This is a genomic window from Saccharopolyspora sp. MMCC62, from assembly GCF_057736575.1.
Genome location: NZ_JBYKCM010000004.1, coordinates 624,384 through 634,686, shown reverse-complemented (window position 1 = coordinate 634,686; position 10,303 = coordinate 624,384). Strand labels below are relative to the sequence as shown.

The window sequence follows — 10,303 nt, the reverse complement described above, 5'->3', positions numbered from 1 at the left end:
CGGCTCCCCCTCTCCAGATTCGAACCCGGACGCCCTGTCGCGCCCGGGTGTTCAACTCACGTCTTCGCGGCCCTCGTCTCCCAGCAGAGAGGTCGCACGGTTCCCGGCACCGAGATCAGGACTCGTAACCGGTGTTCTCGACGTTCCGGCGGTTCTGCTCGTCCACCTCGACGAACTCGTCCACCGCTTCGTCGAGCGAGCCGGTCAGCTCGTTGACGCCATCGAGGATGCCCTTGGAGCCCTCCTTGATGTTCTTCTCGGGCTCCTTGTAGTTCTCCTCGAACGCCTTGCCGACGTCGTCCTTGCCCCAGCAGCCGTAGAGCTCCTCCAGCTCGGCAGTGAGCTCGTCGAAGGCGGCGGACATCTCGTCGTGCGCCGTCTTGATCCGCTGGTTGGCGTCCCGCATCCCGTCGGGGTCGAGGTAGAAGTCGTCAGCCATCCTGGCCACCCTTCTCCGTACGGGAATTCTTTCCGGGGCGCTCGTCGTCGTCGACGATGCCGTCCAGCATCGGGGCCAGCAGCGCGTCGATCACGCTGCTGGGGTCCACCTTACCCGCGGCGATGCCCGCTAGATCAATTCCCGGCAGTGCATCGGATCCCATGAGGTCCGTCATCTTCGCCATCGCCTGCGCGCGGCCCTGCTGGAGCGTCTCCACGATCACGTGGGCCAGCTGCGCCGGGGCCATGCTCCGGTACTTCGTGCCGTTGAACTTCAGCTCGGACAGCTCGCCGCTGCCGTCGAAGGTCATCTCCAGCGAACGGTCCTTGGCCTGGACCGTCGTCGTCTCGTTCTCGCGGACCTCGCCGATCTCGGCGAGCTTGCGCTGTTCCTGCTCCAGCGCGGCCATCGCCGCTTCGAGGTCCTGGAAGGCGCCGCCACCGCGGTTCATCTCGGTCATCGAATCTTCCGCTCCTCCCGGAGACCATTGATGATCTCGTCGATCTGGGCGTTCGCGTCGCCCACCGGCTTCTCCTTCGGCTCCGGACCGTCCTCTTCGGACCGCGACCGGCGACCGACCGCGCCGAGCACGCCGTTGCCGTCGTCCCAGGAATCCCGGTCCGCCGGAACGGGGACGTTCGGCTGCCGCTCCTGCTGCTGGCGGTCCTGGCCCGCGCCCGCGCCGCCCATCATGCCCATCGGGCCGTGCATCGGTCCGGTCCCCTGGCCCGTTCCGCCGGGCACACCGCCGCCGGTTCCGGGCAGCGCTCCGGAGAACTCCCCGCCCGGGCGCGGCAACGTCGGCGTACCGCCGGGGGTGCGCACCTGGCCGAGGTCCAGCGCGGAGGACGGCGTGCTGCGCGGCCCGCCGCTGGTCGTGCTGTGCGCACCGGACGAACCGGCGTCCAGCGGCCCGGCGGTCGCCGACTTCGACACCGGCTGACCGGGCTGGTTGCCGCCACCCGGCGGGTTCCCACCGCCCGGCGGGTTCGAGCCCGTCGGGTCCGGGGCCCCGGCCGTCACGTGACCGGGCGCGTGCGAGCCCGGCGAGTTCGACGGCAGCGTGCCCGCCGCCGTCGCGCCCGCGGCCGCGCTCGCGGTCGCCGTCGCGGTGAGGTGGCCCGGCGCGTGGGACTGCACGAACGGCGCGTCCGCGGTGGACTCCTTGTGCTCCTCCACCGGGGAGCTCATGGTGCTGATCTGCTCCTGGCCGGAGGACGTGCCCTCCTGGCTGGAGGTCTGCGGCCGCTTCTCCTTCTTCGTCGCGGTCGGCTCGGTCCCGCCGGTGGCCGAGTTCGCCGCCATCCGCTTGCCCAGGACCTGCGGCGAACCCTCCTGGACGCTGCCGGAGCGGGCGGCCGAGGCCATCCGCCAGCCGCCACCGCCCGACGTCGTGGAACCGCCGCCACCGCCGATGCCCGCGGGCGACTGCCCGAGCACCGCGGGAGCACCCTTCGCCGAAGCCGCCAGCCACGGGGCCGCGTTCCCGGACCGCTCCCCCGCGCCGTCGCCGCCGCCGAAGCCGCCGGTCCCGCCGCCCGCGGTCGATCCGTCGCCGGAGCCGCCGCCGATACCGGCCGGGCTGCCGTAGGTGCGCGCCATCGTGCCGACGGCGCCGCCGCCTTCACCCGAACCCGGCGCGTAGCCGGCGTCCATCGCGTGCGGCGTGCCGTCCGGTCCGTAGTAGACGGCGCCGGAGTACTGCCCGCCGCTGCCGGACTGCCCGCCTTCGGCGCCCTCGGCCGTGATCTGGTCCACCGGCTTGCTGCCCGGGCCGGTGCCCGGCAGCGGGGTGAACCCGCCCGCCGCGTCGCCGTAGGAGGTCGCCAGGTCGCGCAGGATCTGGCGAGCCTGCTCGGTGCGGTCTTCGTCGGCCTTCCCGGCCTCCTCCGCCGGGGCGTCGCTCTGCTCCGCCCGCTGCTGCTGGAGGTCCCGCAGCCGCTGCTGCGAGGCCGCCAGCGAGTCGGCGGCGCGGCGCAGCATCGCCGCGTAGCCCGGCTGCTGCATCGCCTGCAGCACCGCTTCGTTCTTCGCCGCCAAGTGCTCGGCCGCCTGCGCGGCCTGGTCCATCGACAGCCCCGACAGGCCGACCTCCAGCCTGCGCATGGTGCCGCGCAGGCCGTCGATCAGCTGCCGGAGCCCCGCCGTGGCGCGATCGAACTCGTCGGCGCGCTGGTAGTACAGCTCCGGATCGCGTTCGTTGATCATCTGGGCCAGCTGGTCGAAGTTCAGCTGGTCCAGGTTCGACGGGATGGGTGTGCTGGTGGGCACGAGATCAGCTCCGTCCGAGCACCGATGGCGGGTTGTCCTTGTCCTCGTCCCAGACGCCGTCGTCCGCCTTCATCCAGATCTGCGGCTCCCGCTCCTGGTTCTGCTGCCCGGCGGCACCGGCGCCCGCGCCCATGCCACCGCCGCCCATCGGCATGCCGCCCATCGGCATGCCGCCGGCGCCCGCACCGCCCGCGGCACCGCCGCCGGCACCGCCCGCGGCACCAGCCGCGGCCGCTGCACCGGCACCGGCACCGCCCGGCGCGGCCAGGCCCTGCTTGGCCGCCACGTCGAACTGGGCGCTCGGGCTGTCGCCGCCACCGTAGCCGCCACCGCCGTAGCCGCCGCCCCCGCCGCCGCCGGAGCCGAGGCTGGAGATCGCGTCGTCCGCGGCGGCCTTCGCGGCACCGCCGCCGCCACCGCCGCCGAGGAAGTCGTCCAGTTCGGACCCACCGCCACCGCCGCCGCCGGTACCGCCGGAGGCGAGACCGTCGATCGCGTCGTCCGCGGCCTTCTTCGCGTCCTCCATGGCCTGCTGCTGCGCCGGGGAGTCCCCGTCCTGGCCGAGCTTGTCGATCGCGTCGGACGCGGCCTGCTTGGCCTCCTCAGCGCTCGGCGGGGTGCCGTCCTGGCTGAGCCCGCCGATGGCGTCGTTGGCCGCCTGCTGCGCTTCCTGCAAGCGCTGCTGCGCGGCCGGGTCGGCGCTCTTGGTGGTCAGGTCGCCGATGGCGTCCGAGGTCGCCTGGCGGGCCTGGGCGTCGTCGATCGGGCCGCCGGAGTCGGACGGGCTCGCCAGCTCGTTGATCGCGTCGTCCGCGGCCTTCTTCGCGTCCTCCATGGCCTGCTGCTGCGCCGGGGAGTCGCCGTCCTGGCCGAGCGCGTCGATCGCCTCGTCCGCGGCCTGCTTCGCCTCCTCGGCGGTCGGCTGACCGCCGTCCTTGCTGAGCTCGTCGATCGCGTCGCTCGCGGCCTGCTGCGCGTCTTCCATGCGCTGCTGGGCGGCCGGGTCCTGGGTGCCCTTGGCGAGGTCGCCGATCGCGTCGGAGGCCGCCGTCTTGGCCTGGCCCCCGTCCACCGGGGTGTCCTTCACCGCGAGGTCGTCGATGGCTCCGTCGGCCGCCTTCTTGGCGTCCTCCATCGCCTGCTGCACCTCGGGGGAGTCGCCGTCCTGGCCGAGCGCGTCGATCGCCTCGTCCGCGGCCTGCTTCGCCTCTTCCGCGGTCGGCTGGCCGCCGTCCTTGGTGAGCTCGTCGATCGCGTCGTTCGCCGCCTGCTTGGCGTCGTCCAGGCGTTCCTGGGCCTCGGGGCTCTCGGTCTCGCTCTTGAGGTCGTCGATCGCGTCGCCCGCGGCCTTCTTCGCCTCGCCGCCGTCGAGCTTCTCGTCGGCACCGCCCGGGCCGTCGGACTCGGTGTTCGGTCCGCCGCTGCCGGAGAGCGAGTCGATGGCGTCGTCGGCCGCCTTCTTGGCGTCCTCCATCGCCTGCTTCTGCTCGGGGCTGTCGCCGTCCTGGCCGAGCTCGTCGATGGCGTCGGACGCGGCCTTCTTCGCCTCTTCGGCGCTGGGCTGGCCGCCGTCCTTGCTCAGGTCGTCGATCGCGTCGTTCGCGGCCTTCTTGGCGTCGTCCAGGCGCTGCTGGGTCTCCGGGCTCTGGCCCTCGCTCTTGAGGTCGTCGATCGCGTCGCCCGCGGCCTTCTTGGCCTCGCCGGTGTCGACGCCCTCGCCGGCGCCGCCGCCGGAGCCTTCGCTGCCGGGGCCGCCGGACTCGGTCTCGGGACCGCCTTCGCCGCCGCCCGCGAGCGAGTCGATGGCGTCGTTCGCGGCCTTCTTCGCGTCCTCGAGGCCCTTGTCGCGCTGGCTGTCGCTGCCGCTCTTGCCACCGCCGGAACCGGTGCTGCCGCCGCCGGAGCCCATGCCGCCCGGCATGCCGCCGACGCCGCCACCGGTGTCTTCACCGGCGCCTTCGCCCCCGCCGGCACCTTCGCCGCCACCGGCGCCCAGTTCGTCGATCGCGTCGCCCGCGGCCTTCTTCGCGTCCTCGGTGGCCTGCTGGTAGTCGTCGCCCTGGCCTTCACCGGCACCGCCGGTGTCCCCGGCACCCCCGGTGTCCCCGGCGCCTTCACCACCGGCACCTTCACCACCGGCGCCTTCGCCTTCACCGCCGCCGGCACCCGGGCCGTCGGAAGTGAGGCCGTCGATGGCGTCGTTCGCGGCGCTCTTCGCGTCCTGCAGGCCCTTGTCGTAGTCCTCGGAGCCCTTGCCGGAGCCCTCGCCCGAGCCCTCGCCGGACCCTTCGCCGGAGCCCTCGCCCGAACCTTCGCCGGAGCCCTCGCCCGAGCCCTCGCCCGAACCTTCGCCCTCCCCGGTCAGCTCGTCGATGGCGTCGTCGGCCTCGTCCTTGGCGTCCTTCTCCTCGTCGGAGGTGTCGTCCTCGTCGTCGCCGGAGCCGCTGGAGTCCTCGTCGTCGCCGGAACCGCTCGAGTCCTCGTCGTCCCCGGAGCCGCTCGAGTCCTCGTCGTCCTTCGAGTCCTTGTCGTCCTTGTCGTCCTTGTCGTCATCGCCCTTGCCCTCGTCACCGCCGGTGTTCTCCGCGGCGGGGCTCAGCGCGATGTGCAGCGGGCTCAGGTCGGAGCCGCGCGAGCTGTACTGGTTCGTGAGGTTCGTCAGCAGAACCTTGAGCTCCTTGAGGAGGTTGTCCTCGCTGACGTCGACCGCTTCCTGGACCTTGCTGTCGAACTCGGACTGGCTGAGCTCGGTGGAGACGGCCTCGATCTTCTCGATCGCGGTCTTGCGGCGCTCGTGCTCGTTGTCGAGCGCCTCCCACCAGCGGTGCGCGTAGTCCTGGATGGCGTGACCGATGTTGCCGACGGTGGTGGCGTAGGCCTGGTTCGTCAGCGTGTTGTAGAGGTCTTCGCTCTCCTTGAACAGATCCGTCGCGTACTTGTTGAACTCGTCGCCCGCGACGCCCTGCATGTGGTCCTGCAGGGCCTTGATCTGCTTGTTGAAGCCTTCGTTGATCTCACCGAGCCGCTCGGTCGCCTTCTTGAAGGCGGCCTCCAGCTCGTACCAGGCTTCGGCGGTCTTGTTGCTGCTCAGACTCGCATGATCGCCGGTGGCCCCTCCGTTGTGCGTGAGGTCCCAGGTGGCGGCGTCGATCTCTTCCCAGTTGGAGTAGTTGTCGACTGCCATGGGAGGGGCGGAGGCGCTGTAGACGCCAACCACGTTTTCGGCTTTGTCCGCCATCGGGAATGGTCCTCACAGAATGAAGCGGCCCACCGGCCGATCGAATGACTAACGGGATCTGGGTCTGCTGCCCTGCACCACGATCAGGCGGGCAGGGTGTCGTTGTAGCCGTCGCCGTCCGAGGCGTTGTCCTCCGGCTTGATGTCCGGGTCCTCCGAGAAGTTGTGCTGCTCGGCCTCGGTGCCCTTGTCCAGGGAGGAGATCGCCGTGTCGATGTGACCGCGCATGTCGGCGACCTCGGCCTTGATCTTGTCGGCGTTCTCGCCGTCGGCGTTCTCGAAGTCGTTCGCGATCGCGGTGAGATCGGTCTTCATGTTGTCGAAGATGTTCTTCAACCGCTCGGCGTGCGCGACCAGGCCGTTGCGGCGGTCGTCGACGATCCGCTCCAGCCACTGCGCGGTCTCGAAGTGACCGGCGTTGGGCCAGTGCGCCTTCAGCTCTTGGAAGGCCGCCATGTCCTCGGTCAGCTTGCCGATCTCGTTGGCAGCGTTCTTGATGTCATCCGGGGAGAAAGCGGTGGTGTCCGCCATGACCATCCCTACTTACGTGGTGTCGTCAGCATCGAACGTGGCCGCGGAGAGCGGCGAGGGGAGAAGAGCGATGCCGGGCCGAATCGCGTGACCGGCCCGGCTACCGCAACGGCGCCCGGCACCGGTCAGCTGTAGGCGCTCATGCGCTTGCCACCGGAGCGGTCGGTGTCCTGCATGTTCGTCGTACCGGTCTGGACGTTCTGCTTCTGCTGCTCGATGTACTGGGCGAAACCGTCCAGCCGGCCGCGCAGCCGCTCCGCCGAGGCGTTGTAGCCGGTGGCGGACTGGCCCTGCCAACCCTTCTCCTGCAGGTTGGTGGCGTCCTTGATGAGCTCGCTGGCGCGCTCGTTGACGAACTCCAGGCCCTGCTTCAGGAAGTTCTGGGCCTCTTCGAGTGCGCCATAGTCATAAGTCTTGGGGCTGGTCATCTCTGCTGCTCCTCAGTGCGAGATTGCGGATGTTCGGGTGCGCGAAGCGCGATCAGCCGATGAAGTTCTCGATCGGCGTGTTGCTGATCGGCTTGACGTTGCTCTGGTCCTGCTCGGTCTGCTCACCGGCGGTCGAGCGCATGTCCTGCGACATCGCCTGGAGGTCGGCCAGCACGGAGTCCTTCAGGCGGGTGAGGTCCTGCTCGTACTGGTCGACGAGCATCTTGGTCATCTCGTTCGGGCTGCGCTGCCCGACGCCGTCGAGCTGGCTGCGCAGCTGGGTCAGCTGCTGCTCGATCTCTTCGCGGGCGGTGTCGTGCCGACCGGCGACCTGCTGGATTTCCGCTTCGTCAAAAAGTGCGCCGTCAATAGCCACTTGTGCCTCCGTTTGGCATTCGCCGCGGCGGCCCGCCGCAGTTCTCGTGCTCTGTGGATATCGGGTCTAACCCGGATACCAATCTAGATCTCTTCCCGGCTCGCGCGACCCACGAGTGGTCTTGACCGCGTCAAGCTAGGGACTCCCCTCATCAAGGTTTCATGATCAGGAACTCGGGGACTGGACCTGCGTGGCGGCAGCCGTGCTCAGCACCGGTCCGTTGGGCAGCAGCGCGAGCAGGTCCGTGGGCACCTGCATCACGGAATCCTCGGAGTAGCCCAGGGATTTCAGCACGTTGGCGTCCGCCAGCGGGTACTTCGTGCCCACGTCGGTGACGAGGTACGCGGTGCCCGGCGCCGCACCCGGCGCGGGCAGGTCCCTGGCCAGCACGCCACCGCCCGCCGGGACGACGATGCGGTCCGCCACGGTGCCCGCGATGTGCTGCGCGGTGTCCACCGCGCCCGCGTTCACCCGGGAGGTCGGCTGCAGCTCCAGGGTCACCTTCATGTTGCCGGAGGCCGAGGACGCGTAGCGCACGCACGGCTGCGAATCCGCGGGCGGGATCACGGTTTCCGGCACCACACCGGGGAATCCGGTCACCAGGTCCGGGCCCTGCGAGGTCGGCACCCCGGAGATCGCGGACGGGCCCGCCTGGATCGGCGCCACCTGCATGCCCGGGTAGGCGTCCCGAGTGGACGGTGCCGCGAACAGCAGGGCCGCGCTCATCCGGTTCAGCGGCGTCACGCCGTCTTGCCGCACCAGGTAGAACTGGCTGGAGTCGATGGCCGGATTGCGCACCTCGTAGACCTGGCCGACGCGGCTGGGCTTGCCGTCGATCATCGGACCGGTCTGCCCCGCGCCGGGGGTGTCCTGGACCGCCAGGTCGCGGCCCGCCGGGATCGGGTTCAGCCAGGTCGCCGGGACCTCCAGCGGCGCGGTGTCGCCGTAGCCGAGCGCGTCCACCACCGCCGGGCTGGTGACCCGGTACCGCTTGCCCTCCCAGATCAGCTGCAGCGCGCCGTCCGGGGTGCGCACCAGCAGGCCCTGCCCGTGCGTGGCCGCGGTGCCCGCCTGCGCGTCGACCATCAGCGTGATCGTCGGGTTGCCGACCATCTGGTTCGGCGGCAGCGGCTGCACGCACACCGTCCACGGCGTGACCCGCAGCGTCTCCGCGGTGGGGATCGAATCGGGGGCGTTCGGGATGCCGATCGGCTGGCCGACCGGGGTGCCCGCCATCGACTCCCGCGACACCGAGGACACCGTGCCGCCGGTGTTGCCGGAGGCCAGCTTCGCCGAGGAGTAGTTCAGCGCCGGGTGCAGCTGCCCGTCCAGGTACACGAACTGGGCGCCGGTCTCCTTGTCCATCACGATCGAACCGGCCTGCTTCCAGGAGGTGTTCCCCCCGGGCAGGAACAGGCCGAGGATGCCGAAGACCGCCATCAGCAGCGCCGCGACGATCACGCCGAACATGGTGCCGTTCTTCACCCGGCGGTTCGGCGATTCCAGCGCGTCCGGGCGGCCGTGCGTGACCGCGGCGACGAGCCTGCCGACCACGAAGAAGTACGCCTGGACCTGATCCTTGCGTGACTGCATCAGCCGGCCAGCCCTCGCATCTTCGCGTACACGTGCAGGAGTTGGAGCAGCAGCGGCAGCACCGCCACCGCCGTCAGGGATTCGAAGATGTCCACCGCGCGGCCCCAGTACGGGCGCAGCCGCCGGTTCGGCAGGAACTCGGAGAGCACCAGCAGCAGCGCGCCCACGGCCAGCGAGGGCAGCCACACCGCGAGGATCGCGACCAGCGGCCCGGCCCAGGTCACCACCAGCAGCGTGCAGGTGGCGAAGCCGACGGCGGCCGGGACGACCAGCGCCCAGCGCTGGATCGCGCCGTCCGGGTGCCGGGAGCGCAGGAACAGCAGCAGCGAGACCACCGCGCCGAACACCACGGTCCACACGTCGGCCTCGCCGACCAGCGCACCCAGCATCATGAAGCTGAGCGCGGCCCCGACGCCGACGTGCAGCGCCCGCGAGTAGCCCACGGTGACCGCACCGCGCTCCACCACGATCTGCTGCGCGACCGGCTCGATGTCCTCGGTGAGCTCGGACGGCGTCGTCGGCAGCAGCGGCAGCGTGAGCCCGGAGAGCCGGAACGACAGGGACGGGATGAACACGCTCAGCACGACCGTGACCACGAGGCCGATCGACGCGGCCTGCTGCCCGGAGGCCGGGCTCACCGAGGCGATCAGCGCCGGGATCCCGACCAGGAGCGTGAAGGTGATGGCGGTGGTGAACAGCAGCGCGGAGTCCGCGACGCCCAGCAGCCCCACGACGAGCGCGATCAGCGCACCCGCCGCCGCGCAGCTGATCATCATCGGCACCGTCGCCACCGGGTCCAGCGCGAGCAGCAGCAGCACGCCGGTGAGCGCCGAGTAGCAGACCGCGACACCCGTGATGACCGTCGCCAGCACCGGGTTCGCGGCGCCGCGCGCCACCAGGGTCGCGACGGCCAGCAGCAGCGCGGTCATGCCGCCCGCGATGGGCGCCTCCACCGCGACCTCGGTCCCGGCCAGCAGCAGCGGGAAGCCGAGCAGCAGCGTCGCCAGCCCCAGCACCCGCAGCAGCCAGCGCGTCCGGGCGGGACGCCAGCGTCCCGCGTGGTTCTGCACCTGCTCGCCGACGCCGTCGACGAGGTCGTCGTAGTCGATCGGTTCCAGCTGGTCCGCCCTAGGGCGGAGGTAGATCGTCTCGCCGTCGAGCAGACCTAGTTCGGCGATCGTCCGGTCTTCGTCCAGCGGCGCCTCGCCGACGCGCTGGGCGACCCAGCCTTCGTGATCAGCGCCCTGTTCGACCCATTCGGCGCCGAACTGGGGCAGGACGGCGGGAAGCAGGTCGGCCAGCGGCACTTCGGCAGGGAGGGCGACGTCGGTCGACTTCTTGCCGAGGACGAAACGTAGCCTCCCCGAGTCTGTTGTGCGATGCTGGACCTGCTCTTCCGAAATCGCCATGGGTGCCCGGGGTCCTTTC

Annotated in this window: 9 protein-coding genes; all 9 read right to left on the bottom strand. The window is 70.9% G+C overall.

Annotation, left to right across the window (positions count from 1 at the left end; all coding sequences use genetic code 11):
- Window positions 1-115: 115 nt before the first annotated feature.
- Entirely contained in the window at window positions 116-439 is a 324-nt protein-coding gene (locus tag AC29IT_RS13280) for a WXG100 family type VII secretion target (RefSeq protein ID WP_358435564.1), read from the bottom strand.
- Window positions 432-899: a YbaB/EbfC family nucleoid-associated protein gene (locus AC29IT_RS13275; protein WP_358435561.1), complete on the bottom strand. Its 468-nt coding sequence runs from the start codon at window positions 897-899 to the stop codon at window positions 432-434. The genes AC29IT_RS13280 and AC29IT_RS13275 overlap by 8 nt, the downstream gene beginning before the upstream one ends.
- Window positions 896-2,710 (bottom strand): hypothetical protein, encoded by a 1,815-nt coding sequence (locus AC29IT_RS13270; protein WP_488218865.1) that lies wholly within the window; start codon window positions 2,708-2,710, stop codon window positions 896-898. Before AC29IT_RS13270 ends, AC29IT_RS13275 begins: the two co-directional genes overlap by 4 nt.
- A gap of 4 nt (window positions 2,711-2,714) precedes the next feature.
- Entirely contained in the window at window positions 2,715-5,894 is a 3,180-nt protein-coding gene (locus AC29IT_RS13265) for a hypothetical protein (RefSeq protein WP_488218864.1), read from the bottom strand.
- A gap of 137 nt (window positions 5,895-6,031) precedes the next feature.
- Window positions 6,032-6,478 carry a hypothetical protein gene (locus AC29IT_RS13260; protein WP_358435552.1) on the bottom strand — a complete coding sequence of 149 codons (447 nt, stop codon included), beginning with the start codon at window positions 6,476-6,478 and terminating at the stop codon, window positions 6,032-6,034.
- A 125-nt stretch (window positions 6,479-6,603) separates the two neighbouring features.
- Entirely contained in the window at window positions 6,604-6,906 is a 303-nt protein-coding gene (locus AC29IT_RS13255) for a WXG100 family type VII secretion target (protein WP_358435549.1), read from the bottom strand.
- Window positions 6,907-6,958: 52 nt separating this feature from the next.
- Window positions 6,959-7,282 carry a hypothetical protein gene (locus tag AC29IT_RS13250; protein WP_358435546.1) on the bottom strand — a complete coding sequence of 108 codons (324 nt, stop codon included), beginning with the start codon at window positions 7,280-7,282 and terminating at the stop codon, window positions 6,959-6,961.
- Between the two features lie 165 nt (window positions 7,283-7,447).
- A complete protein-coding gene (gene eccB / locus AC29IT_RS13245; RefSeq protein ID WP_488218863.1) occupies window positions 7,448-8,875 on the bottom strand; it encodes a type VII secretion protein EccB in 1,428 nt (475 codons plus the stop codon).
- Entirely contained in the window at window positions 8,875-10,284 is a 1,410-nt protein-coding gene (gene eccD / locus AC29IT_RS13240; RefSeq protein WP_358435542.1) for a type VII secretion integral membrane protein EccD, read from the bottom strand. Before eccD ends, eccB begins: the two co-directional genes overlap by 1 nt.
- Between the last annotated feature and the right edge of the window lie 19 nt (window positions 10,285-10,303).